Source organism: Bradyrhizobium sp. Crot121, assembly GCF_059512385.1.
In genome coordinates, this window is the sequence record NZ_JCAMOR010000071.1 from 1 (window position 1) to 24375 (window position 24375).

The following is a 24375-nucleotide window of genomic DNA, read 5'->3' on the forward strand; positions in this document are numbered from 1 at the left end:
GTGAGCTCGCGCCGCGCACCCATGCTGATCCGTCCTGCCATCGGCGACACCGATCCGATTCGGTATCGCCGCCCCAACCCTGACGGTCAGTTCTCCGGTAACATTCTTGATGAGGCAATGCGCCTTCAAGCCCAGCCGCTCGCCATAGGTCGGCAGCAACAATTCGATCGCGGCTGTGGAGAAGCCGATGCCGTGGTTCAGCCGCCGCACGCCGTAGGGCGCGTAGATGGCCTTGATCGCCAACATCGCTGTCAGGATCTGCCCTTCGGTAATGGCGCCGGGATCGCGCGTGAACAACGGCTCGACGAAGAACGGCTTGTCGGCCTCGACCACGAACTGCACCCGGTCCGCCGGGATATCGACGCGCGGCACCTTGTCGACGATCTCGTTGACCTGGGCGATGACGACGCCATTCTTGAAGGCCGTCGCCTCGACCACCGTCGGCGTGTCCTCGGTGTTCGGCCCGGTATAGAGGTTTCCGTCATGGTCGGCGCTGACGGCCGCGATCAGCGCAACCTGCGGCGTGAGGTCGATGAAGTAGCGCGCGAACAATTCGAGATAGGTATGAACGGCGCCGAGCTCGATCTTGCCGCCGAACAGCATGCGCGCGATGCGCGCCGCCTGCGGTCCGGAATAGGCATAGTCGAGCCTCTTTGCGACACCGCGGTCGAACAGGTCCAGATGTTCCGGCAGCACGATGCCGGACTGCACCATATGCAGGCCATTCACCTTGGCGAGGTCGACGGCAAGCAGCGCGCGGCACAAAAGATCCGCCTGCTTCTGGTTGTCGCCCTCCAGGCACACCCGGTCGCACGGCCGGATCACCGCTTCCATCAGGCGGGTGGCATCACTCGCTGCGACGATCTTGCCCTTCGCCAGTTTCGCGCCCGCTTCGATACGGGCATCGCGCGCTTGCCGGCCTTGTTGCCAATTCTTCATTCGCCATGCTCCTGGATCCGGCATTTGAAACGATATGCTTCGGATCCGACTGGATCAGTGAGGCGCTCCGGCGGGCATGCGTCAAAACCCTGTCCCGCCGGAGCCCATGCGTCATTCGCAACCGTCTTGTCAGCGGGCTGCCAACTTTTCAGCGTTGCGAGCAGCTTCGGTGATTACGGCCGCCACTTCCTTCGGATGGGATTCGTAGACGGAGTGGCTGGCGCCCTTGATCTCGGTCGTGTGGCTCTTCGCCCGCGCGTAGTACCAGCGCTCGAGATCAGGATTGATGATCTTGTCGCTCTCGGCGACGATGCCCCAGCTCGGTTTGGTCTTCCAGGCAGCCGCGGTCAGCGGCGTGCTGAAGACCTGGGCCGCAGCCAGGACCTGGGAGCGCGACTCGAACTCCGCCTGCTCGCGCGGCAGATCGGGCGCGAAGAGCTTGGGAAAATCGGCAGGGTTCAGATAGGTGTATTGATCTGGCGTCTTCTTGATCGCGCCTTCGCTCTTGGCCAGCACGCTCGGCATCTTCTTGCCAAGTTCGCCCTCATCTTCGCCGACATCAGGCGCATGCGCGGCGACATAGACGAGACCGACCACGTTTGGATGAACGCCCGCCTCCGTGATGATCGAACCGCCATAGCTGTGGCCGACGAGCAGCGTCGGACCGTCCTGCAAATCGAGGATTCGTTTCGCCGCCGTCACGTCGTCGGCGAATGAAGTTTCCGGCTCCTGCACCATGGTGACATGGAATCCCTCCTTGGTGAGGATTTCATACACGGGCTTCCAGCCCGACGCATCCACCCAGGCCCCGTGCACCAGAACGATGTTCTTGAGCGGATCGGCGCGCGCAGGGACAACTGTCGAAACAAGCGAAAGAGCGGCCGCGAAGGCCAGGCAGGCTTTGACGTGCTTCATGTCCGAAGACTCCAGGTTGCGTCGCGCAAAACATAGAGGCGGGAACCGTCTCGCGTATTTCTGCAACGAAAGGCGTTTTCGGCTTTGCACGCCGCCGAGTGATATCGGCTCCATAATCCACTCACGCTGGCCGCGGAGCGCAACTATTGTAAGTGCTTCCCGAAATGGCCGGACGCGCCCTCATATGGTTCATCAACATGCGTAGACACAAGTTCACTCGAGTTCTCGGCCTGGTTGCGGCAGCAGCCGCCGTCGAGATGCTGTTGCCATCGATCGGCTCGACGCAGGAATTCCGTCGGGATCAGGCCGCGAGCGAAGCAGCACCGCCGCTCGTCGTCGAGCTGCGATTACACAGCGGCCTGCGTCAACGCCTGCTGTATATATCACCGCCCAAGCCGCTTGCCGCGATCGTGATGCTGCCGGGCGGCGCCGGAAATATCGACATCGAAAGCAATGGTGATATCAGGCATGGCGACAATTTTGTCGTCCGTTCGCGCGAGTTGTGGGTGCAGCGCGGATATGCCGTGGTCATTCCCGATACGATCAACCACGCCAATCTCCGGGGCGATCGCAGCTCTCCGGAGTATGGCGGGATCGTTGTCGAACTCGCCGAGTTCGCGCGATCGCAGGCTGGCGTTCCCGTGTTCCTGCTCGGCACGAGCCAGGGCGCGATCGCAGCGGTGAATGGCGCCACCCACGCGCCGCAGGGAAGCGTTTCGGGTCTGATTCTCACGGAATCCGTGTCCAGGGTCGGCAAGAGCGGCGAAACCGTTTTCAGCGCGAAACCGGAGAACGTGCGCGTGCCGCTTCTCATCGTCGCTAACAGGAGCGACCGGTGCAACGTCGCGCCGCCCGGCGACGCGCCGCGCATCGCTGCGGCGATGGGCCATTCCCCCGAGGTCCAGGTCCGATTCGTCAGCGGAGGAATTAACCGGTCGCGGCACGCTTGCGGATCCTTGTCGCCGCACGGCTATTACGGAATCGAAACGCGCATCGTCGATCTCGTTGCCCGCTGGATCAGCGAGCATCGCTGATCCCGCTCTAAGGCCGTGCAGCCAGCTCGCTGCGGTTCTCGGCCCGCGTGGCTTCGTCGTGGATCGGCACCGGCGCCATCGCCTCGAACACGCCATCATGCCGGACCAGCGCGTGGAACAGCGCGGCGGCGACATGCATCAGGATCAGCGCAAAGAATGCGAAGGCCAGATAGAAATGCGCGTTCCACAACAGCGTACGGAGGCTGTCGCTCTGCGGCAGGATCGCTGGGAGATAAATGCCGCCGTACAGCTCAACAGGATAGGCCGATGCCGACAGCATGGCCCAGCCGAGCAGCGGCATGCCGATCATCAGTGCATAGAGCGCGTAATGCGACAGTTCCGCGGCGAGCTTCATCGGCTCGGGCAGATCGGCCGGCAGCGGCGGCGCGCCGTAATAGAAGCGCGTGACCAGGCGGATCAGCGCCAGCACCAGGATGACACTGCCGAGCGTCTTGTGGATCGAGACCAGCGGCACGTATTTCGGCATGACCGTGGATACCATGCCGACGCCGATGAACAGCATCGTCAGGATGCAGACGGCCATGACCCAATGCAGCAGGCGCTGAAGTGGGGAGAAGTGATGACGGATAGCGTTCATGGCTTCGGGCCCGTTACGTTTCGTGGATAATCCTTGGCCTCCGCGGTGCGGAGATCGTACGACTTGGCGTAGACCGATGAGCGGGCCGCCGGGAACGGGTCGTCCGACGTGCGCATGCCCGGCGGCAGCACGGTCGGATCGAAGTTGATATCGCGGCAAGGACCATCAGCCTCGGCCTCGATCCGCGACACGACCAGCGTGCCGACCTCGATGGTGCGACGATCCTCCGGCCAGACCTTGGTCGGATCCGCGGTGGGATCACCGGGGTTGGCGACGGTCACCGTCATGGTCCAACGTTGCGGGCCACTGCGGACGCGCTCCGTGATCTCCTGTTCAAGGAAGTCAGGATCAAGCTTCTTGAGATCATCCTGCGTCACCGGAACCACCTGTGCCTGTGGCAGCAATGACCATCGCACCGCGTGATCGGCACCGGAACTGTCGGTGAAGATGAAGCTGTTGAGGCCGTTGAAGCGATCCTCGGCATAGCTGCCGGTCCAGGGCGCAGACTTGGCCCATGCGCCGAACGGCGCAAACTCCGGATGAGCTTCGGCAAACACCTTCATGGCGTTGGGGTCCTTGCTGCCCGCTGCGACCAGGAGTTCGTGAAAACCTTCCGGCGTGGAGGCAGCAAAGACCGGCGCATTGATCATCGCCATGCGCCATTCCTGACCATTCGGCGGCATGATCCGCAGTCCCAGGCCGCGCACCCGGACCGACGCATCCGCGGCATCGGGATTGGGCGTGCCCAGATTGAAGCGTCCCAGCGCCGGATGCTGGCCTGCGGCAAGGACCGAGGCGCGTGAGATCGCCGCGCCATTGCCGTTGGATTCGAAAACGCCGGTGAAGCAGATGCCCTTGGCGTGATTGCGGCGGTGACCGAGCGCCGGGCCGCCTGGCGGCGCCAGCGCCTCCAACATCTTCCAGGGCGTCAGTCGCTCCGGCGAAAGCCATCCTGCGGTGTAGGCGAAGGCGGCCGCGCTGCCGGCGACGACGACGCCGATCAGCACGAGTGATCCCAGCACCGAACGTGCGGGAGATGGACGCGGCTCGGGCATTCGGACCTCACGATAATAATTCTATCCTGTGACCCTCAGTATCGCTCCGGCGCTTCGGCCGGTCTTCCCGAACCTGCCAAGACTCTTTCAAAATCGCACGGCAGGCATCGGGAACGCGCTGCGCGGCGGAGGGGATTGTCGATCCGCCGCCCCCGTCCTAACCTGCCGAAAAAAAACAGGTGGAAACGCAATGGCACGGATCAAGACTATCGAGACCGGACTCTACCAGATTCCGCTGTCGGTCACGCTGTCCGACAGCACGCATGGCGAAATCAAGGCATTCGAACTCATCACCGTTCGCGTACGCGATGCGGACGGCGCCGAAGGCGTGGGCTACACCTACACAGTCGGTCGCAACGGCGGCGCCATCGCCGACATTCTTCGGCGTGAAGTTCCCGAACTGATCGAGGGCCGCGAGGCCGACGATACCGAGGCGCTGTGGCACCACGTCTGGTGGGGGCTGCATTACGGCGGGCGCGGCGGCCCCACCGTGCTCGCGCTTTCGGCGCTGGACATCGCGCTTTGGGATCTGAAGGCGCGGCGCGCCGCACTGCCGCTGTGGCGCCTGCTCGGCGGATTCGATCAGCGCGTCCCCTGTTATGCCGGCGGCATCGACCTCGATCTGTCGGTCGAGGCACTGCTGAAGCAGACCGACGACAATCTGGGCAAGGGCTTTCGCGCCATCAAGATGAAGGTGGGCCGGCCCGATCTCGGTTCCGACGTCGCGCGCGTGCAGGCGATGCGCAAGCATCTCGGCGACGGCTTTCCCTTGATGGCCGACGCCAACATGAAATGGACGGTGGAGGAAGCCATCCGCGCCGCGCGGGCGCTGCAGCCATTTGATCTCACCTGGCTCGAAGAGCCGATCATTCCCGACGACGTCGCCGGCCATGCCCGGATCCTCGCCGCCGGCGGCGTGCCGATCGCTGCGGGAGAGAACTTGCGCACGCTCTGGGAGTTCAAGAATTACATCGCCAATGGCGCGGTCTCCTATCCGGAGCCTGACGTCACCAATTGCGGCGGGGTGACCTCGTTCATGAAGATCGCGAGGCTTGCCGAAGCCTTCAATCTTCCCGTCACCAGCCACGGCGCGCACGACATCACGGTGCATCTGCTCGCGGCCTGCCCGAACCGTTCCTATCTCGAGGCGCACGGCTTTGGCCTCGATCGCTATATCGAGCATCCGCTCGTGCTCGAAGAAGGCATGGCGCTGGCGCCGAGCCGCGCCGGCCACGGCGTCAACTTCGACTGGACAGCGGTGGAGAGTCTCGCCGCTTGAGCCGCGATGGATACTGCGCTCCCTCTCCCGCTTGCGGGAGAGGGTTGGGGTGAGGATGTCTCCACGATGGGACTATGATGACAGGGTGATTTGGGCCATCATCCCCGCTATCAAACAATTGAATCAGAACTCTCCACACGTCGTCCCGGGCTTGACCCGGGACGACGGCGAGAGTGCTGTTGAGTGCAGCCGACAACGGTTCCGGCAGACCAAGGGTGATCGGCTGCCATTGTACCTGTGCAAGCCGTGCGCTTTCGGGGTAGGTTTGAGGCAAACGACGAGCTCTGAGAATTTTACTGGAGGCGGAACGACAAATGCCGACAAAAGATCCGGTCAACTGGATGCTGTCTGAAGCGATCGAATCGCTCGCGCGCGCCGAACGGCTGCATCAAAGATTGTTCAGTCTGCAGCCGGGCGGCACGCGCGAGGTCAATTGGGAGCCTCCGATCGACGTGTTGGAGACCGATCGGGAATTGTTGATCTTCGTGGCGCTGCCCGGCGTCGATCCCGATCAGGTGGTGGCGATCATCGAGAACGGCGTGCTCATCATCAAGGGGCACCGGATATTGCCCGCCGAGCTCCGTGATGCGCTGATCCACCGGCTCGAGCTGCCGCAAGGCGGGTTCGAACGCCGCATTGCCCTGCCGGCCGGACGCTATGGCGTGAGCCGGACCGCCTCGAATGGATGCGTCGTATTGCGCCTGTCGAAAGCCGTGTGAGAATTCATGATGTCGCCTGATAGTCAAAATCCCGGTTCCGCCGCAGCCGGTGCGAAAACGGAATCGGTCGCGATTCCCTCGGATGCGCTGATCATCGTCGCGGTCCGCAACATCGTGCTGTTTCCGGCCGTGATCGCTCCGGTCACCATCGCCCGCGCGAAGTCGATCGCCGCCGCGCAGCAGGCGCTGCGCGAACAGCGGCCGATTGGAATCCTGCTGCAGCGAAACGCCGAAGTCGACGATCCAGGTCCTGACGACCTGCACCGCGTCTGCACGATCGCCAATATCGTCAGGTACATCACCGCGCCGGACGGAACCCATCACATCGTCTGCCAGGGCGTGCAGCGCGCCCGCATCCTGGATTTCCTGCCCGGCACACCATTCCCCGCGGCGCGGGTGCTTCACATCCCGGAGCCGGCGACGACGTCGCCTGAGATCGAGGCGCGCTTTCTGAATCTGCAGAGGCAGGCCGTCGAAGCGGTTCAGCTCCTGCCGCAGGCGCCGCCCGAGCTGGTCGGCGCCTTCCAGGCAACGACATCTCCCGGCGCGCTCGCCGATCTCACGGCGTCCTATATGGACATCAAGCCGCAGGAGAAGCAGGAGATCCTCGAGACCATCGACCTCACCTCCCGGATGGACAAGGTTTCGCGCTATCTCGCCGAGCGGCTCGAAGTGCTGCGGCTGAGCAACGAGATCGGCCAGAAGACCAAGGCCGCCCTTGACGAGCGGCAGCGTGAAGTGCTGCTGCGCGAGCAGATGGCCACCATCCAGCGCCAGCTCGGCGAAGGCGAAGGCAAGGCGCAGGAGGTCGCCGAATTGAGCGCGGCGATCGACAAGGCGAAGATGTCGCCCGAGGCCGACAGCCAGGCGCGCAAGGAGCTGCGGCGCTATGAGCGGATGCCGGAAGCCGCAGCCGAAGGCGGCATGGTCCGCAGCTATCTCGACTGGCTGATCGATCTGCCCTGGGCGCTGCCGGACGAAAAGCCGATCGATATCCGAGAAGCGCGGCGCATCCTCGATGAGGATCATTTCGGGCTGGAAAAGATCAAGGCCCGGATCATCGAATATCTCGCGGTTCGCAAACTGGCGCCGCACGGCAAGGCGCCGATCCTCTGCTTCGTCGGACCGCCCGGCGTCGGCAAGACCTCGCTCGGGCAGTCGATCGCCCGCGCCATGGACCGGCCGTTCGTGCGCGTCAGCCTCGGCGGCGTCCACGACGAAGCCGAGATCCGCGGGCACCGCCGCACCTATATCGGCGCCCTGCCCGGCAACATCATCCAGGGCATCAAGAAGGCCGGCTCCCGCGCCTGCGTCATGATGCTGGACGAGATCGACAAGATGGGTCGCGGCATCCAGGGCGACCCGTCGGCGGCGATGCTCGAGGTGCTCGATCCCGAGCAGAATTCGACCTTCCGCGACAATTATCTCGGCGTCCCCTTCGACCTCTCGCGCGTCGCCTTCATAGCGACCGCGAACATGCTCGATACGGTCCCGGGACCGCTGCTGGACCGAATGGAGATCATCAGCCTGCCCGGCTACACCGAGGACGAGAAGCTCGAGATCGCGCGGCGCTATCTGGTGCGTCGCCAGCTCGAGGCCAACGGCCTGAAGCCGGACCAGGCCACGATCGAAGACGAAGCGCTGCGGTCGATCATCAAAGGCTATACGCGGGAAGCCGGCGTCCGTTCGCTCGAACGCGAAATCGGCAAGGCGCTGCGCTATGCCGCGGTGCAGATCGCGGAGGGCAGCTCAGCCAAGGTGACGCTCGGCACGCGGGATCTTGCGACCGTGCTCGGCCAGCCGCGTTTCGAAGGCGAGATCGCCCTGCGCACCAGCGTGCCCGGTGTCGCGACCGGGCTCGCCTGGACGCCGGTCGGCGGCGACATTCTCTTCATTGAAGCAACGCGTGTGCCCGGCAGAGGCGGGCTGATCCTCACCGGCCAGCTCGGCGACGTCATGCGTGAAAGCGCGCAGGCCGCGTTGACGCTGGTGAAAAGCCGCGCCACGCAGCTCGGGATCGATCCGTCGCTGTTCGAGAAAAGCGATATCCATGTCCATGTGCCTGCCGGCGCCACGCCGAAAGATGGTCCGAGCGCCGGCGTCGCCATGTTCACCGCACTGTCCTCGCTGCTCACCAACCGCACGGTGAGGCACGACACGGCAATGACAGGCGAGATATCGCTCCGCGGCCTGGTGCTGCCGGTCGGCGGCATCAAGGAGAAGGTCGTCGCGGCCGCAGCCGCCGGCCTGACCAGGGTGATGCTGCCGGCACGCAACCGGCGCGACTTCGACGACATTCCGCAAGGCGCGCGCGACAAACTGGAGTTCATCTGGCTCGAGCACGTCGACGATGCGATTGCGCAGGCGCTCGAGCCGGCGAAATAGCCGGCCAGCGCGCAATAGGGACGCACCGGGCGCGCGGCTCTCCGCGTGCCCTCAATCCTTGCCCTTGGTCTTCACCAAATAGCTGACGATCGCCGGCACGTCTGCCTCGCCGATCGGCGCCTTGTAGACGTTGATCATCTTGTGCACCACGGCTTCCCAGGCCGCCTTGGGCAGCGGCGGCTGGTTCAGCACCATGTCCGGCGAATGGCAGGCGAGGCAATTGTTGTTGACCGCCTCGGCGCTGGAGCCGCCGGGAAACAAGGCATCGCCTGCCGGCAGCTCCACTGTCGTCGATTTGATCACCGGCAGGTCCTGAACCCAGGCCGGCGTCGAGCACAGCAGCGCGGTTCCGAAGCAGCCGATCGCAGCGAGACCTTTCAGCATGATCAGCTCCTACACTGCCTTGACCTGCACGGTCTCGATGACGTTGCGCATGAAGCCGCTGCCGTTCCAGTTCGGTTCGTCCGGCTGGACCTCGCCTGCGGAATTGGTGCAGCGGACCATGAGCGCGTGATCGCCTTTATCGGCAAGCGCAACATCCGTCTGCCACTGGCGAAAGCCGTATTTGCCGAAATCATCGCCAAGCCTGGCCGGCTGCCATGACTTGCCGCCGTCGCTGGAAAACTCGACCTTGGCGACGCCGGTGTCACCACCAAAGGCGATGCCCCGAAGGGGCACGCGCGTGCCCGCGGTGAAGGACGCGCCGTCGGTGATACTGGTGAAGAACGAGCGCGGCACCATCCGGTTGATCGGCACCATCTTCACGCCGCTCTGTCCCGGCGCGATGCTGGCGTGCGGCGTATCGGGAATCGTATAGGCGACGGCCATCCAGTAATTGTCATCCGGCTTGTCGAGCACCTCGATGTCGCTGAGCATCTTGATCCAATAGGTCGAGTACCATCCCGGCACGATCAGGCGCAGCGGGAAGCCGTTGAGCAACGGCAGTTGCTCGCCATTCATGGCGTAGGCGATCATCACTTCGCCGTCTCGGGCATGATCGATCGCAAGCGACTTCCTGAAGGTCGGAGCCTCCGGCACCACTGGCTCATCCAATCCCTTGAAGCGGACCTGAACGGCGCCGGCCTTGACGCCGGCGCGATCCAGCACGTCCTTCAGCCGTACGCCGGCCCATCTGGCGTTGCCCATGGCGCCATTCGCCCATTGCGCGCCGGGCACGCGTGGCGAGAAGAAGCCGCGCGAATTGCCGGAGCATTGATTGACCGCGGCAAGCTCCACCCGGGGCAGGTCGCGTAGGATGTCCGTTATCGACAGCGACAGCGTCCGATCGACATGCCCACGCACCGCAAGCCTGAAGGCGTTCACATCGACCGAATTCGGGATCTCGGCCCAGTGCCAGCGCACGTAGAACTGGTCGTTCGGCGTGAAGACGCCGCGGTCGAACACGTCCAGCGGCGTTTCGAGCAGCGGCGGCCGTACCCGCTGCAGGATCATATCGCCTTTTTGCGGAAAAGCATGCGTGATCGGCCGTTCCCGCGGCCCGCTCGCAAACGGCAATTTGACCATTTCGTCGGCTAAGGCCGGCGATACGGCGAGCGACAGACCGGCAATTCCAATGTTCTGAAGCACGGTCCGGCGCGACGGACGTTGAGTGGCGGCGGAGCGAACGGGATGCAGGTTTCGCAGCGATTGGCTGAGCGCATCTTCCTTGTCGTTGCGCATCGGAGCATCCTCCTTGGGCAAGCGGTACCGAGCCCATCGGCACCGCCCATTGCAAATCCGAACAATACCATACCCCGCCCAATGTCGAGCTGACATCTGGGTATTTCGAATTTGCCCGCCAATCGGGGCGGCAATTGCGCAACGTCGCGGGAGCGGACGATCAGGCCGCCAGTGCGTCCTGGTTGATTTCACCCTTGGCAAGCGTCGTCAGCAATTCGTCCGCGCGCTTTTCCTCATCGAGCGCGTTGTGCAGCAGCCGCTGGTCCTCCCGAAGGTTGAGCTGGCCCGCGAGCGCGGCCACACTGCCATAGGCTGCGATCTCGTAATGCTCGAGCTTCTGTGCCGAGGCGATCAGACCGGCGTCGCGAAGGTAACCATCCTTCAGGATTACGCACATCTTCTCGGTCTCACGGATCAGCGCCTGCATGGCCTGATCCGTATGTTGCTCGGCGGCGGCATCGTGCTTCTCCAGGATCGACCGCAGCCGCTCCTCCTGCATGATGGTTTCCCGCTGGTGCCGCTCGAGCGCAGCCCTTAGTGAAGGATGCGAGGCCACTTTGGCCATGCGCAGCAACGCCTCGCCAAGCTGCTGCTCGACGCTGACAAGTTCCTGCAATTCGGCAAGGTACATGTCCTTGAATGTCGTGATCTCCATGATGGTATCCTTTCGAGCGGACCGCCGGCCAGCCGGCCGCCGCGGACCTCAAGTGCAATCGCCGATCGGGTCGAAAGATAGCCCCGGCGAAGCTGCACTCGCTCTCCCGCTTGCGGGGGAGGGCTGGGGTGGGGTGCCTCCGCATTGGGACTCCCCGAGTGGAGAGCGCCCTCACCCCGGCGCAACGCGCGGACCTCTCCCGCAAGCGGGAGAGGTGAAGATTCAGCCTGATCGGCATACTCAAGCTGAGCACTCAACAAAGGGAACCGGTTCCCGGTTCCTAAAATGGGATACCAGCGACGCCGCTCGCGCTCGATAGAGATGAAGGTAGTTCGGCGAGAACAGCGCCGTGCTCTTGAGCACGTCCAGGTCGGTGATCGTCAGCGTCCGTTCGCGCAGCAGGATCAGGCCGGAGCTGCGCAAGTCCTGCAGCGTGCGGTTGAGATGGACCACCGAGAGGCCGGTCGCATCGGCCAGATCCATCTGGGTCACCGGAAAGGCGCAGGAATTGCCGTCGATCAGGCCGACCGGCCGCAGCCGTTCATAGATCTCGCATAGCAGATGCGCTACGCGCTCGAGCGCCAGCCGGCGGCCGAGATTGATCGCCCATTCGCGCTGGATCGCGTTGTTCACCAGCGTCTCGCACCAGAACGCCTCCGCGACCGAGCTGTCGTGCGCCACCAGTGCTTCGAATTGCGCGCGCTTGACCTCGGCATAGACCACTGGCGTCAGGCTCGCGATGGAATGATCCATCACCGGCAGCAGATGGGCATAAGCATCGCAAGTTTCGCCTGGCAGGATGAAATTGACGATCTGGCGCCTTCCATCCTCCAGCGTCTTGTAGCGGCACAGCCAGCCCGACAGCAGGATCCGGACGCCATGGACCGCATCCCCCTCGCTGATCAGGTCCTCGCCCGGGCCGACGTGCTGCAGCATACCCTCGCGTATCGCCCGTTCGAGCGCGGCGATCCCATCGTCCGACAAGCGCCGCAGCGCATTCAGCCGCCGGATCACCGGCTGCGCCGGGTTTCCCTCAATGGCTGGGGGATGCATTTAGCCGTCCACCGCGGGCGTATGGATGGTCCGCCGGCTCAACGGAATGGTAATGGTACAGTGAAGGCCACCAGCATTGTACATGATCATGGTCTGCCCCTTGAACTCGAACGCCAGCGTCCGCTCCAGCAGTTCGGTGCCAAAACCCTTTCGCGGCGGCGGCGTGACGGGCGGTCCGCCCCGCTCGCGCCAGTCGAAAACCAGTCGCGGCGGATCGACCGCGTCGTCGATCCGCCAAGTGACCTCGATGCGCCCGGAAGGCCGGCTCAGCGCGCCGTATTTGAGCGCGTTGGTCGCAAGTTCGTGGAGGGCGAGCGCGAAAGTCTCCGCCGGCTTTGCCTGGAAACGTACTTGCGGGCCGGAGACGCGCAATTGCTCGCCCTCATGGGCATTGTAGCCGAGCAGCTCCTCGATGACGAGGTATTCAAGATCGACGCCGGCTTCGGGGTCGCGCGTCACCAGCGCCTGGGTGCGCGCGAATGCGTTCAGGCGGCCGTCGAGATGCGCAGCATATTCGTCGACGCTCGAGCTGGTTTCAGCCGAGCGGCGCGCAATCGAGCGGACGACGCCGAGCGTGTTGCGGACGCGGTGCTGAAGCTCGGCGAGCAGCAGCCGCTGCCGTTCCTCCGCGCGCGTGATCGCGGTGACGTCGATGAAGGTGATGACGACGCCGGCAATGAAATTGTCGATGCTCCGGTACGGCAGGACGCGGACGATGTAGCGCGTGCCGCTGTCGGGCGCGCTGAGTTCGCGCTCGGCGCTGGCGAGCGTGCGCAGTACGCGGCGAACCTCGTCATAGAGCTCCTCGATCGGAATCCGCGCCTTGATATGTGCGATCGGCCGGCCGACGTCGGTGTCGACCAGGTGCAGCACCTGGGTGATCGCCGGCGTGAAATTCATCACCTTGAGGTCATTGTCCAGGAACACGGTCGCGATCTGCGTGCTCTCGAGGAAGTTCTTCAGGTCGCTGGTGGCACGCGTCAGGTCCTGCACGCGGTGCGCCAGCTCGCCATTGACGGTCGTCAACTCCTCGTTGACCGACTGCAGCTCCTCGCGCGAGGTCTCCAGCTCTTCGTTCGCCGACTGCAATTCCTCGTTCAGCGATTGATATTCCTCGTTGGAGGATTTCAGTTCCTCGTTGGTGCTTTCGAGCTCTTCAATGGTGGCCTGCAGACGCTCGCGCGTCGCCCGCAATTCGTTCTCAAGCCGCTCGACGTGCTCGGTCCTGACCAGCGCATTGGGATTATTCTCCTTGCTATCGACGACGCGCAGCGGCCCATCCTTGAACAGCACGACGAAATTGCGGTGGCCGGCAGCGCCCTCCTGAATCGGCTCGACGGTGATATCGACCAGTATACGATGGCCGTTCACGCCGAGTTGCACCTGCTCGGCATGCGCCGTCTCCTTGGTTTCGGCTGCCCGGCCGAGCGCGGTCCGTAATTCCAGCCGGAGATCGCGGTGCACGAGACTGAGCAGGTCGAGCGTCGCCGCGCCCGCGGTCGGCTCGATATAGCGGCCGATGCGGCCGGAGAAATGCAGGATCTGAAAATTCTCGTCGGTGATGACATAGGCGGGCGCGTAGCGTTCGGCGATGCGCTGGGCACGGCGCTCCAGCCCGACATCGGGACCGAGGGATCGCACCGGAGGGACTTCGACGGTCGCGCGCCCGGCCGCCGTCGTGATCGGGAATTCCGGCGGCAGGCGGGTGCCGGTCTCGAGCTTCTTGAAGATGCGTGCCCGACGATCCACCGGCGCGAACAGTTTTGGATGCCGCGTTACGTTCTCGGAGTTGCCGAGGAACAGGAAGCGGTCCGGCAGCAAGGCGAAGTGGAACAGGGGAATGACCCGATTCTGCAGTTCGGCGTTCAGGTAGATCAGGAGGTTGCGGCAGGACACCAGATCGAGCTTCGAGAACGGCGCGTCCTTGATGACGTTATGCTGCGAGAAGATGCACATCTCGCGCAGGTCCTTCACCACGCAATAGGTGTCGCCCTCGCGGACGAACCAGCGCGCCAACCGCTCCGGCGACATGTCGCCGTCGATAGTGGTCCGATAGCGACCGACCCGGGCCGCGGCAAGCGCGCGCCCATCGATATCGGTGGCAAAGATCTGCACCTGCGGCGGCGAGTCGAGCTTGGCCATGTACTCGCGAAGCAGGATGCCTATCGAATAGGCCTCTTCCCCGGTGGCACAACCCAGCACCCAGACGCGGACCTGCTGGCCCGCAGCCTTGTTCTCGAAAATTTTCGGGATCACCTGGGTTTCCAGCACCTCGAATTCGCGCTTGTCGCGGAAGAATTCGGTGACCCCGATCAGGAGGTCATTGAACAGGTGCTGCGCCTCATCCTTGTCCTGCCTTAGGTGATCGACATAGGCGGCGATCTCGTCGATCTGCACCACCTGCATGCGCCGCTGCACCCGGCGGAGGAAGGTGTTCTGCTTATAGCCGTGAAAATCATTACCGGTCTTGTTGCGCAGGATGTCGGCGATACGCGACAGCGAACTGGCGGCGGCGGCGAGGATTTCGTCAAATCCCTGCCTCTCCTCCAGCCGCCGCAGATGGCGGGCATAAACCTGGATGTGCTCGGGAATGTCGTCAGGCGGCAGCACGAAATCGGCGATTGCGGCCGCATTGTTGCTGTCGGCGTGTGGGTCGGCATGATCGCTGGCGACACGTTCGGCGATGGCCAGCCCGCCGTGGTCCTTCAGGGTCGCCACACCCAGCGTCCCGTCGCCGCCGGTTCCGGCGAGAACGACGCCGATCGCCTCCTCGGCCCGGTCTTCCGCGAGCGATACCAGGAAGCTGTCGACCGTAGCGCGTTCGCCCGGCGCCTGCTCGGCCGCACGGATCGCAAGTCGATGGCCATGGATGCTGACGATCCTGTTGGCGGGGCAGAGATAGATCGTGCTGCCTTCGATCGCGGCGCCGTCCTCGATTTCGGAAAGCTTGGTGCCTTCCGAACGCTCCAGCATCTCTCGCAGCCGCCGTTCGTCGAACGCCTCACGGTGCTGCAACACCAACACGATGGTCTGGTCGGAATTCAGCGTCAGTTTTGAGAAGAAACGCTCGATACTATTCATCGCGCTGGCGGACGCGCCGACGCCGATGATCAACGGCGCCTTGGCCCGACGCCGGCCATCCGCTGGTTCCGATCCGGGTTCACTCATGGGGCGGCGGCTCTCGTTGTTCTGTCAGGGCCTGATTCAGCTTGCCAAACCACGCCCATAGCAGAATTGGACACTATCCCAACAGAGATTACGGCGAAATAACGCGCGAGAGTGCGATCTGGTCGCCCGGCGCCACGAGGTCCTTGCGCATAAAGTGTCGGGAGAACGCGCATACCGCCGAAGACGGCCCCGGAACCCACAAAATGCCTTGAAGAACTCACCGCCCTGATGGACGGCGGCTGACAGCGAGCTGTCGCCGGAGGCAGAGCGCGCTGCAGCAGTGCGACGTACGCTCGGGCTTGGCGCCTGATCACGAAGCCTGGACGCCTCACGTCCCCTTGATCGACAGCGGATAGATCTCATTCTCAAGATACGCGATGCGCTGCTCGATCAGCGTGCGATGGTGCTCCCATTGCAGCAGGGTCTGCTCGAGCAGAACGACCAGGCGTTCGGCCTGCGTCGTATCGTGACCGGCAGCCTGCAGATCGAGCAGCAGATCCTGCTGGTTCTGGAGCCGTTTCAAGCCTTCCTCGATATCGCCGTCGGCCTTGAGCAGAACACGCCGCTCCGCCCTGAGCTCTTCGGCACGCTCGGCAAGCGATATGACCATTGGCACCGCCTAAGCTTTGGAAGGCCGCGGGTCCAGCGACTTTAGCACGACGCGCCGGATCATGTCGGCATATTCGCGATATTCCGCCGCCCGCGCCTCGTACATTTGGGCTACCGCGGCCCGGCCGCTCTGGCGGCCATCAAGCGCCATGCGGTGAACCAGTTCGGCGCGCTCCTCGATGATCCGCAGCGCCACCCGCAAGGCTTCGTCAACCCGGCCTTCCTGCTCCTTGGCCAGCACGTCGACGGTGAAGGCATGGCCGACTTGGCAGCGGAAACGCAGCGGATGACTGTCCTTGAGCTCGGAAAGTACGCCGCCGCAGCTCGGGCAAGTCAGCGACGCCGGATCAGCAATCGGGAGCAGGCTATCGCTGCCGATGCGCTCGCCTGCGGCGATCTCGACTTCCAGCCGGATCTCCGGCGGGATCGGTCGCGCGGCACCCGGCGCCTCCCGAACCAGGTCGGACAGCACGTCACCGATCCGTGCGCCGGGCACGCAGAGGTCGACGGTCGTCGCCTCGAGCGCGCGCAGGGGCATCTCGTCGGAAATCGCGTCTTTGGGGTCCTGTACCAGCGCGAAGCCGCCACAGCGCTTGATCGCGTTCAGGCCGGCCGCTCCATCGGACAGAAATCCGCTGAGAACAACGCCGATCACCCGGGATCCATAGTGCAGCGCCGCGGATCGAAACAAGGGATCGATCGCCGGGCGCACCATATTCTCACGCGGGCCGCGGCCCAACATCATATGATCCCTGAACACCAGCAGATGATGGTCCGGCGGTGCGAGATAGATATTGCCATGCTCGATGAGCATGCCGTTTTCCGCTTGGCGAACGGGCAGCTTGGCGGCCGCGCTTGCCACGGTCGAGAGGACTCCAATCCCCTGGGCCGGGATGTGCAGCACAATGAACAGCGCGGCGGGCAGGTTGGCCGGCAGCTTGCTCAAAATGTCCTTCAGCGGCGCCGTCGCGCCGGCAGAGCCCCCGATGACGATAATGTCGCGGTTGACCATGGAACCCGTCGTACTCTGGAGTGTTTACGACAAGGCGCGGCTTCGCCTCATGTTCCTAACTTCAATAGGATTCGGGCGGCGAAGGAGGCTCGAGGTATGATGGCAGCACCTGTCCTTCTTCGCGAACGCGGCGTCCTGACCGGACGCAGCATCCTCGTCGTCGAAGACGAATATTTCCTCGCCGACGATATCGCGCGGGCGTGCCGGGCGCTCGGCGCCGAGATCGAGGGGCCGTTCGGCGATGTCGAGGATGCGCTGGCCATCCTGACTGGAGTTCGGGCGGTCGACGGCGCAGTGCTCGACGTCAATCTCAGAAATGCGTCGATATTCCCGGTCGCACATGCGTTGCGGTCCCGCGGCATCCCATTCGTCTTCACGACCGGCTATGACAGGAACGCGATCGGCCCGGAATATGAAGACATCCAGCTATGGGAGAAGCCGCTCGATATTGCCGCGATGACCCGCAGGCTGAGCGAGCTGATGCTCGCTCGAGCCGGACGATGACGGCGGAGAGCTATTTTACGTTTGATAACGTGATCTCTTCCCCTCGTCGTCCGGGGTCAAGCCCGGGACGACACCGACGCGCGGTTCTAATCGTAGGATGGGTTTCGCTGCGCTCTACCTATCCTACGGGATGGCGAGGCGTGACAGAATCCGCCGGCAAAACTTGAAACAACTGGCCCGCATCCGGCGTGGATGCGGGCCAGCTCGTCTTCCAGACTGTCCTCAGTGGCGATCGGAATCGCCGGCCTTGAGCGCCACTGCGAGGTTGCGCACCGGCCGGGTCACGACGGGATCGAGGTCAAAGCGCTTCTCGAGCAGCTTGAGGATCGAGGTGGTGTCGTAATCCTCGTGGGCGACGCCAGACTTCTCGAAGCGCTTGGAGATCAAGAGCGCGGGGATACGGGTGCCAGGTCCCCACTGGTCCGCAGCCTTCGCGTCATCGCCGCGACGATTGTGGGGCGGCGGCGGGACGTGATCCCACTGACCACCGAACTCGTCATAGGTGATGATGATGAGGGTGTCCTTGCCGTCCGGCCCCTCGGTGATCGCCTTGACCAGGTCAACCAGATGCTGGCTGCCTTCGGCCTCGCTGGCATAGCCAGGATGCTCGTTCTCTTCACCGATCGGCTTGATGAAGCTGACGTCCTTCAGCCTGCCGTTCTTTGCCGCCTGGATGAACTCCGCCTCATCCTTCAGATGATCCTTGCGGGCCTTCGTGCCGGGCGCGTAGTTGGCGAAATAGTTGAACGCCTGGTGGTGGAACTGGAAGTCCACGTCGGCGCAATTGGGGAAGACCGCCGTGGGCAGATGGTTCGGGTCGGTGCAGGTGGTGCCGTTTCCGTTGGTCCAGCCCGAAGCGCCGACGTCACCATTGGCGTTCGACCAGCCGCCCGAATACCAGGCCCAGTCGACGTGCTTGGCTGACAGCTTGTCGCCGATGTTGGGGGTGTTGAGCGGTGGCAGGCGCCGGGCATCCGCCGTGCCGGGCGAATAGGGCTGATAGAACGGCTGGGTGGTGTTGACGGCATAGTCGCCGCAGGCGAGCCCGGCCGGCAAACCAGCCTGGCTGCACTTGGCCGTCAGTTGCGCATCCTTCACCGTGGAAAGCGCGGCGTAAAGCGGCGTGCTGGTCGGCATGCCGTTGGCGTCGACGATGGAGTGCAGGTCGGTGGCGCTGCCGTCGTTGGATGCGCCGACGAATTGCGGAGCGGCGGCCGCGACCAGGAACTGGTGGTTAAGGAACGAACCGCCGAAGGCGCCCTGGAAGAAGCTGTCGGCGATGACGTAATTCGGCGCGCCGCGATCGTGCAGATAGCGGTAGATCGGCAGCTTCTTGGTGTCGTAATAGCCCATCACGAGACCCGCAGCATCGCTGCCGGTCATGTAGCGGTTCTGCCGGCCACCATTGATCTGATACTGCTCGCTGTAGAAGCGATGCACGATGTCCTCCGTGCAGCCGCCGGGCAGACCGGTGCCGTTGAGGAAGCCGTGAGACGCGAAAGCGCCGATCGGTTTCGGGCAGGTGGTTGCCGACGTCGGAATGAAGTCGTTGATTTCGAACGGCTTGTTCTTGAAGGCGCTGAGGATGGCGACCGAGCTTCCATTGTCGGTGCAGCTCGTCGGCAACGGCGAGGGAGAGGCCAGGTTGACGTCATTCTGCAACAGGCAGGTGTAGACCGTCTTGCTGTCCTGGCGGACCTGCAGCGTGTGCGGCTGATCGGCGTCGGAAACGCCGTTGATGTTGTCACGACCGACGTCGCCCCAGTGGCCGTAGAGGTTATCGAAGCTGTGATTCTCCTGATAGATGATCACGACGTGCTTGTATGCCTTCAGCAGACTGTCATGGTCATGGTGACCGTGATCATGACCATGGTCATGATGTTTGAAGTCGTCGCCTTTGTCGTGCTTGAACTGGTCGACGATCTTGTCGACGAGATTCTCTGCCTTGGCCACCGGCGCGACAGCGATCGCACCAACAGCCAATGTGAGCGCGGGAATGGCTCCCCAAAGCCGCATGGTTTTCTCCCCTGAGAGCAAAGATGGAATGAAACAAGGTGAGGCTATCTGCCGCACATTTCGATCCGATGACTGTTTTCCGACAATGCAAGGAGTCGCGCACACGCTGAGACGTCAGCGCCATGCTTAGACGGATATCGAGGTGTGCTCTGCCATCTGATCGTCATCAAACCGACGACAAGTTCTGTCTATCCAGTCCAGCTGCGGTCTCGCCAGCAGGGACACTGTCATCCGTGCGACATCTGCTGTTCACAGACCGCCCAACTAAATTGCTGCAGGGGCTTTGTCGTGATGACCAGGGACATTCTTGCGTGCCGCTCGCGCCGAAACGGCGCGGCTGCCGCGCATCGCACCACTTCGTGCGCTTTGATCGTGCTGATCGCGCTTGTTGCAGCGCTCATTCCCTTGCGGACAGAGGCGTTTCCTTTGGGCGGCGATCAGACGGTCTTGCCGACCGGGACGGAATTTTCCGAGGAAGCGCTGGCGAAGCCGCGCGAACTGTTCCACTCGGAAGCCGTGGGCGGGCACAAGTCCTACCTGGTCAATCTTGGCGATCTCGCATTCAACTCGCCTTCCATCCTGGGCGGCAAGGCGCGGCAGGCGGAAATGAGCTGCGGCACCTGTCACGTCAACGGGACATCGAATCCGAAGCTGTTCGTTCCCGGTGCCTCCTCGCGCCCCGGCACCTTCGACACCACCAGCCTGATGTTCAATCCGAAGGCATTCAACAGCATTCTCGATCCGGTTCGGATCCCCAGCCTGCGCGGCGCGCGCTTCCTGGCGCCATACGGGCACGACGGCCGCATCACCTCGCTGCGCGACTTTATATATAACGTCATCGTCAACGAGTTTCAGGGGCCGCGACCGAGCGATGCCGTCCTGGACGGCCTTGTCGCCTACATCACCGACATCGATTTTCTCCCCAACCCCAGGCTTTCGCCCGGCGGCATGCTAAGCGCACAGGCAAGTGCCGCCGAGCGCCACGGCGAGCAACTGTTCTTCAAGCCGTTTCCGCACCAGCCCCAAGTGAACTGCGCCACCTGTCATGTTCCAACGGGTGTCTTCACCGACCAGGCCCGCCATGACGTGGGCTCAGGCGGTCTGGTGAAAACACCGACCTTGCTCAACGCCAATTTCAACGCGCCCTACTTCCACGATGGCCGCTACGACACCTATGAAGAAGTGGTCGGACATTTCGACCGCATCTTCGAGCTCGGTCTCTCGTCGCAGGACACGCAGGATCTCGTCGCCTATCTGACTGCGGTCGGCGACGGCGACCGCCCGTTCGACAAGGACGGCGTGGCGATCCGGATGAAGGATGTGCGTGAGCTCGCGAGCGTCCTGAAGCTCGCCATCCCCGCCGCGGATACAGCCGTGGTGTCGCTGGCCGTCACGGGCGTAGGCGCTGAATTGCGTGAATTGACCGAGCATATTCCGGATATCAGGTATGCTTCGGTCGGAGGCCAGGAGGAGCGGCTTGCGGCGCGCACCGCCGTCAAAGACCTGGTTCTCAGTCTGCGCCGGATTGATCTTGCGGTCGCAGCCGGCCATCTCGACGAGGCCATGGCCGAATACGAGACGTTCTCGATGCTCGCCACTTTCGACGTTCCCGTCGCGTTGAAAAAGGCCGAACCGTGGTCGCTGTTCAATGCCAATGTCCACCAGTCGCACTATGCGGCGCTTGGACGGATGCTGCAAACGACAGCCAAGCAAGCGCGGTGACCGCTCACTCCGAGGCGGGCGGAGCGACCCATACATCGCTCTGCCTGATACGATCGATCAACGCCCGCGGATCGAATTTGCGCGCGCCAGAGGGAATTTCGAACGTTTGCGCCGGCTGCAGCTCGTCGCGGATGTTCTCGATGGCGATCATCGTTCCGTCCCCAGTCTTGATCTGCACCGGAAACTTGCGCTCACGGTCGATCCACCCGACAAAGCCGCCGCCGGGAGCCGCAACGATCCGATAGACGTCCGCCTTGCGATCTCCGACTGTTCCCTCCCCGTCGCGCTCGCAATGCCACTTATCAGGCTCCACCGGCGCCGCCAGCGATGCCATCGCCCACCATTGCCGGCAGGGTTCATCGGGATCGACCGGGACAAACATTTGCGTCAGCGGACTTGACTGCCTTGCGTCCATGAACACCTTCGCGCGCGGGCGCACGAAAGCGGCCGCAGGCTTCGCCCCATCGACCAGAAAGAAGCCATCGGCGAAATCGGTTGTCTCGATCCTCACCTTGCTTTCGGACACGCGCAGGCTTCCCACACGCACGACCTTCTCACCTTGCCTCGCGACAAGGTCCGCGGAAAACTGCTGCGCTGCGGCCGAGGTGCCGGCAAGCGCCGAACCGACCAAGGCAAGCAGGCATGCTCGCAGCCTCTTGCTCCCCAGCATCCGATCTCGATCCATCGGCAAAACCTCGGCGGCACAAAAATGCGGTGGCGCCGACCGAACCGTTGGCTCGATCGGCACCATCTTCAGACCAGTCGTTCTTGGAACGCTGCTCAGCTACTCGGTATAGGACAGTGCAACCGGCTTGCTGAAATCGAACGCATCGAACATGTCAGCAAGCGCGGGGCTGTTGGTCGGCACATACTCGTTGTTCCGCGAATATGTCGGGTTCGGCAGGTTGTCGCGGCTGCGGTTCGTCAGCGGCTGCAGACTCCAGTTACGTTCGATGAACTTCAGCAGCGAAACGTGGTCACCGTAGTTGTGGTAGATCTTGCCGCCGGTCGAATAGGGCGACAGGATGAGGATCGGCATACGCGGTCCATCACCGAAGAAATCGATCGACTGGATGTAGCCCGAGTCCCAGTAGCCGCCGGCTTCGTCCCAGGTGATGAACACCGCGGTCTCCGCCTTGAGCTCCGGATTGTTGTCCAGCGCGTTCAATACATTCAGCACATAGGCCTCGAACAGATCGACCTTCGAGCTTTGCGGGTGGCCGTCTAGCAGACCGTCCGGCTTGCCGAACGACACCGAAGGCAACTTGTTGTCCTGGATCGCCGTGATCAGATCGGCAGTGTCCTTGATGTGAGCCTGACGCACGGTCGGGTTGGCCATGATCGAGGTCGCATACTGGAACGGATTGCAGATCTGGCAGTAGGCCACACCGAGCGCGTGAGCCGGATCGGCGAGCGCCGCCGCATTGAGATCCGGATTGTTCGGATTGGCGGCAACCGCGGCGTTCGAAAGCGCCACAGCGTCATTATACGCACCACCGTAGAAGGCCCAGGAGATATTCTTCTCCATCAGTGCATCTCCGATGGTCCGCACGGACGACGGCGGCATGCTGCTTCCGCCTGCCAGCGCACCGTTCGGCAGATAGCCCGGATCGGTATTGTTGAGCATGTAGTAATGGTTGGGCTTGCAGTTCGGCTCGGCCGCATACGGCAGATTGTTCAGATAGGTCACGATCGGCTTGACGCCGGGATGCGCCACATCAGAGCAATCGCTGAAGTTGCCGTCCACCGTATAGCGGTTCACCGTTCCGGACATCGGATTCGGGTTTGCGATCTGGTTTGCCGGAGGCGTGGTCGGGTTGCCCTTGCCGTCGCTCCAGAAGCCTGCGTCGCCGGTCCCGAGCATGAAGTGATTGGCGCCGGTGCCGCCGTGGAACGACTGATGGAAGTTGTCACCGAGCGTGAAGCGATCAGCCAGCATCTTTAGGATCGGGGCCTGCCCTTGCTGGGCATTATAGAAGCCCATCGAGTTGGCCATGCTCTTGTTGGACGCCGAGTAGGTCGCCATCACGAACGGAAACAGATCATTGAGGCAACCGGAGTTGTTGGCTTTGGTCACGCTGGCCGCGCTGCAATCCTCCTGCTGCCAGTCCTGATAGAACCGATGCGTGGTGTCACCGGTGTAGTCGTCGTCGCTGATCTGCTCACCCTGCAGCGCGAACGGTCCGGTCAAGTGACCAGCGCCGGGAACGCGGGTATCAAGAGCGCCAGTCGGCAGGCCGCTGAAGCCGGTCGTGAGGATATCCAGATCGCTCGAATCCATGTCCTTCTCGACGCTGGCTTCGGCGATCGTTTTGAACGGAGCACCGGTGTCGCTCTGCGCGGTGGGCGTTCCGGCCGTGTTCGGCTGCGGCATCGTGTTGGTCGCGCTGTAGGGCGACTTCGCGATCGTTGGCGCACCAATATAGAAAGAGGACTGCGCGGCGACCGAGTATTGCTGGGCTTGCGCAAAGTTCGGTCCGGGCGAGCCGTCCTCGTTGACGATGCACTTCGACAGCAGGTTGGAGATCGTCTGTCCCCTGCCCTTCGGCTTGTACACTCCGAACGTGTGATCGAGCCCGCGGTTTTCGCCGATCAGGATGATGACGTGCTTGATCGGCGATGCGGTCTTCACTTTGTCTGCCGGATCATTGTCCTTGTCACCGTGGTCGCCATGGTGGCCGTTGTTGTCGTGACCGTTGTCACCGTGGTCACCGTTCCCTTCGTGATCGTTGCCCTGATTGTCATGGCCGAAATGATTGTGATGCGAGCGCTTGTCCCAATCACTTCGTCCGCCGGGATAATGTGCTGCATAAGCGGCTGTTGCGACAGCGACTGTTGAGATGACGCAAAGTGCCGTGGTGGTTCGCCAGTTCTTCTTATGATTGAAAGTCATTATCGACTCCAAAGGTTGTGGTTGGCGAGACATCGTCTAATGCGGCAACATGACGCACGCTTATCGTTGCTGTGAAAGCGCGCGAGAAATTTTGACTCGCTCAAAAATTTTCTGCGTAGCGTCCAATGCCGCGATGCAT

20 protein-coding genes are annotated in these 24375 nt (G+C 63.0%); 6 read left to right on the top strand and 14 right to left on the bottom strand.

The genetic code is table 11. The annotated features are described in order from the left end of the window. Both AC5ZGW_RS36795 and AC5ZGW_RS36800 read right to left on the bottom strand, forming a co-directional pair. On the bottom strand, nt 1-939 hold a 939-nt coding region (locus AC5ZGW_RS36795; protein ID WP_496114048.1), incomplete at its 3' end, for a malonate decarboxylase subunit alpha. Between the two features lie 129 nt (nt 940-1068). Next, entirely contained in the window at nt 1069-1854 is a 786-nt protein-coding gene (locus AC5ZGW_RS36800; RefSeq protein WP_130227096.1) for an alpha/beta hydrolase, read from the bottom strand. 197 nt (nt 1855-2051) lie between these two features. Here AC5ZGW_RS36800 and AC5ZGW_RS36805 point away from each other — a divergent pair, with 197 nt between their 5' ends. Further along, entirely contained in the window at nt 2052-2888 is an 837-nt protein-coding gene (locus AC5ZGW_RS36805) for an alpha/beta hydrolase (RefSeq protein WP_207231057.1), read from the top strand. Between the two features lie 7 nt (nt 2889-2895). On the opposite strand, the gene AC5ZGW_RS36810 is transcribed toward AC5ZGW_RS36805, so the two are convergent. After that, a complete protein-coding gene (locus tag AC5ZGW_RS36810; protein WP_028162715.1) occupies nt 2896-3486 on the bottom strand; it encodes a cytochrome b in 591 nt (196 codons plus the stop codon). After that, on the bottom strand, nt 3483-4541 hold the full coding sequence (locus tag AC5ZGW_RS36815) for a catalase family peroxidase (protein ID WP_130227097.1): 1059 nt from the start codon (nt 4539-4541) through the stop codon (nt 3483-3485). Before AC5ZGW_RS36815 ends, AC5ZGW_RS36810 begins: the two co-directional genes overlap by 4 nt. A gap of 190 nt (nt 4542-4731) precedes the next feature. Between AC5ZGW_RS36815 and AC5ZGW_RS36820 the strand changes: the two genes are divergently transcribed. From AC5ZGW_RS36820 to lon, 3 genes are all read left to right on the top strand, one after another. Then, nucleotides 4732-5820: a mandelate racemase/muconate lactonizing enzyme family protein gene (locus AC5ZGW_RS36820; RefSeq protein ID WP_130227098.1), complete on the top strand. Its 1089-nt coding sequence runs from the start codon at nt 4732-4734 to the stop codon at nt 5818-5820. 314 nt (nt 5821-6134) lie between these two features. Continuing rightward, on the top strand, nt 6135-6539 hold the full coding sequence (locus AC5ZGW_RS36825; protein WP_130227099.1) for an Hsp20/alpha crystallin family protein: 405 nt from the start codon (nt 6135-6137) through the stop codon (nt 6537-6539). 9 nt (nt 6540-6548) lie between these two features. Further along, nucleotides 6549-8924 carry an endopeptidase La gene (gene lon / locus AC5ZGW_RS36830; protein ID WP_130227121.1) on the top strand — a complete coding sequence of 792 codons (2376 nt, stop codon included), beginning with the start codon at nt 6549-6551 and terminating at the stop codon, nt 8922-8924. Between the two features lie 51 nt (nt 8925-8975). Here lon and AC5ZGW_RS36835 read toward each other — a convergent pair whose 3' ends face one another. The 7 genes from AC5ZGW_RS36835 to AC5ZGW_RS36865 all read right to left on the bottom strand — a co-directional run bounded on the left by AC5ZGW_RS36835 (nt 8976) and on the right by AC5ZGW_RS36865 (nt 17101). Beyond that, nucleotides 8976-9308: a c-type cytochrome gene (locus AC5ZGW_RS36835; protein WP_130227100.1), complete on the bottom strand. Its 333-nt coding sequence runs from the start codon at nt 9306-9308 to the stop codon at nt 8976-8978. Nucleotides 9309-9317: 9 nt separating this feature from the next. Then, nucleotides 9318-10604 carry a molybdopterin-dependent oxidoreductase gene (locus AC5ZGW_RS36840; RefSeq protein ID WP_130227101.1) on the bottom strand — a complete coding sequence of 429 codons (1287 nt, stop codon included), beginning with the start codon at nt 10602-10604 and terminating at the stop codon, nt 9318-9320. Nucleotides 10605-10764: 160 nt separating this feature from the next. Continuing rightward, nucleotides 10765-11259 (bottom strand): YciE/YciF ferroxidase family protein, encoded by a 495-nt coding sequence (locus AC5ZGW_RS36845; protein ID WP_130227102.1) that lies wholly within the window; start codon nt 11257-11259, stop codon nt 10765-10767. 240 nt (nt 11260-11499) lie between these two features. Further along, nucleotides 11500-12312, bottom strand: coding sequence for a Crp/Fnr family transcriptional regulator (locus tag AC5ZGW_RS36850; protein WP_130227103.1), 813 nt, complete (start codon nt 12310-12312; stop codon nt 11500-11502). After that, nucleotides 12313-15480, bottom strand: a complete 3168-nt coding sequence (locus AC5ZGW_RS36855; protein ID WP_463326944.1) for a CheR family methyltransferase — start codon at nt 15478-15480, stop codon at nt 12313-12315. 328 nt (nt 15481-15808) lie between these two features. Further along, a complete protein-coding gene (locus tag AC5ZGW_RS36860; protein WP_028162724.1) occupies nt 15809-16090 on the bottom strand; it encodes a hypothetical protein in 282 nt (93 codons plus the stop codon). A gap of 9 nt (nt 16091-16099) precedes the next feature. Beyond that, entirely contained in the window at nt 16100-17101 is a 1002-nt protein-coding gene (locus AC5ZGW_RS36865) for a chemotaxis protein CheB (protein WP_130227104.1), read from the bottom strand. Between the two features lie 96 nt (nt 17102-17197). On the opposite strand from AC5ZGW_RS36865, the gene AC5ZGW_RS36870 reads away from it, so the two are divergent. Beyond that, nucleotides 17198-17605 (top strand): response regulator, encoded by a 408-nt coding sequence (locus tag AC5ZGW_RS36870; RefSeq protein WP_130227105.1) that lies wholly within the window; start codon nt 17198-17200, stop codon nt 17603-17605. 222 nt (nt 17606-17827) lie between these two features. Here the strand turns inward: AC5ZGW_RS36870 and AC5ZGW_RS36875 are convergent, their stop codons facing one another. After that, nucleotides 17828-19621, bottom strand: coding sequence for an alkaline phosphatase family protein (locus AC5ZGW_RS36875; RefSeq protein ID WP_130227106.1), 1794 nt, complete (start codon nt 19619-19621; stop codon nt 17828-17830). Between the two features lie 291 nt (nt 19622-19912). Between AC5ZGW_RS36875 and AC5ZGW_RS36880 the strand changes: the two genes are divergently transcribed. Further along, on the top strand, nt 19913-21343 hold the full coding sequence (locus AC5ZGW_RS36880) for a cytochrome c peroxidase (RefSeq protein WP_130227107.1): 1431 nt from the start codon (nt 19913-19915) through the stop codon (nt 21341-21343). 4 nt (nt 21344-21347) lie between these two features. On the opposite strand, the gene AC5ZGW_RS36885 is transcribed toward AC5ZGW_RS36880, so the two are convergent. Together AC5ZGW_RS36885 and AC5ZGW_RS36890 are read right to left on the bottom strand one after the other, a co-directional pair. Further along, on the bottom strand, nt 21348-22013 hold the full coding sequence (locus AC5ZGW_RS36885; protein WP_245474793.1) for a hypothetical protein: 666 nt from the start codon (nt 22011-22013) through the stop codon (nt 21348-21350). 114 nt (nt 22014-22127) lie between these two features. Next, nucleotides 22128-24236, bottom strand: coding sequence for a phospholipase C (locus AC5ZGW_RS36890; RefSeq protein WP_130227108.1), 2109 nt, complete (start codon nt 24234-24236; stop codon nt 22128-22130). Between the last annotated feature and the right edge of the window lie 139 nt (nt 24237-24375).

Excerpts from the sequence above, each read along its gene's own strand:
- AC5ZGW_RS36880 (WP_130227107.1), top strand. The coding sequence starts at position 19,913 with ATGACCAGGGACATTCTTGCGTGCCGCTCGCGCCGAAACGGCGCGGCT.
- AC5ZGW_RS36875 (WP_130227106.1), bottom strand. The coding sequence starts at position 19,621 with ATGCGGCTTTGGGGAGCCATTCCCGCGCTCACATTGGCTGTTGGTGCG.
- AC5ZGW_RS36865 (WP_130227104.1), bottom strand. The coding sequence starts at position 17,101 with ATGGTCAACCGCGACATTATCGTCATCGGGGGCTCTGCCGGCGCGACG.
- AC5ZGW_RS36870 (WP_130227105.1), top strand. The coding sequence starts at position 17,198 with ATGATGGCAGCACCTGTCCTTCTTCGCGAACGCGGCGTCCTGACCGGA.
- AC5ZGW_RS36825 (WP_130227099.1), top strand. The coding sequence starts at position 6,135 with ATGCCGACAAAAGATCCGGTCAACTGGATGCTGTCTGAAGCGATCGAA.
- AC5ZGW_RS36805 (WP_207231057.1), top strand. The coding sequence starts at position 2,052 with ATGCGTAGACACAAGTTCACTCGAGTTCTCGGCCTGGTTGCGGCAGCA.
- AC5ZGW_RS36845 (WP_130227102.1), bottom strand. The coding sequence starts at position 11,259 with ATGGAGATCACGACATTCAAGGACATGTACCTTGCCGAATTGCAGGAA.
- AC5ZGW_RS36890 (WP_130227108.1), bottom strand. The coding sequence starts at position 24,236 with ATGACTTTCAATCATAAGAAGAACTGGCGAACCACCACGGCACTTTGC.
- AC5ZGW_RS36860 (WP_028162724.1), bottom strand. The coding sequence starts at position 16,090 with ATGGTCATATCGCTTGCCGAGCGTGCCGAAGAGCTCAGGGCGGAGCGG.
- AC5ZGW_RS36815 (WP_130227097.1), bottom strand. The coding sequence starts at position 4,541 with ATGCCCGAGCCGCGTCCATCTCCCGCACGTTCGGTGCTGGGATCACTC.
- lon (WP_130227121.1), top strand. The coding sequence starts at position 6,549 with ATGTCGCCTGATAGTCAAAATCCCGGTTCCGCCGCAGCCGGTGCGAAA.
- AC5ZGW_RS36840 (WP_130227101.1), bottom strand. The coding sequence starts at position 10,604 with ATGCGCAACGACAAGGAAGATGCGCTCAGCCAATCGCTGCGAAACCTG.
- AC5ZGW_RS36835 (WP_130227100.1), bottom strand. The coding sequence starts at position 9,308 with ATGCTGAAAGGTCTCGCTGCGATCGGCTGCTTCGGAACCGCGCTGCTG.
- AC5ZGW_RS36855 (WP_463326944.1), bottom strand. The coding sequence starts at position 15,480 with ATGAGTGAACCCGGATCGGAACCAGCGGATGGCCGGCGTCGGGCCAAG.
- AC5ZGW_RS36810 (WP_028162715.1), bottom strand. The coding sequence starts at position 3,486 with ATGAACGCTATCCGTCATCACTTCTCCCCACTTCAGCGCCTGCTGCAT.
- AC5ZGW_RS36800 (WP_130227096.1), bottom strand. The coding sequence starts at position 1,854 with ATGAAGCACGTCAAAGCCTGCCTGGCCTTCGCGGCCGCTCTTTCGCTT.
- AC5ZGW_RS36850 (WP_130227103.1), bottom strand. The coding sequence starts at position 12,312 with ATGCATCCCCCAGCCATTGAGGGAAACCCGGCGCAGCCGGTGATCCGG.
- AC5ZGW_RS36885 (WP_245474793.1), bottom strand. The coding sequence starts at position 22,013 with ATGCTGGGGAGCAAGAGGCTGCGAGCATGCCTGCTTGCCTTGGTCGGT.
- AC5ZGW_RS36820 (WP_130227098.1), top strand. The coding sequence starts at position 4,732 with ATGGCACGGATCAAGACTATCGAGACCGGACTCTACCAGATTCCGCTG.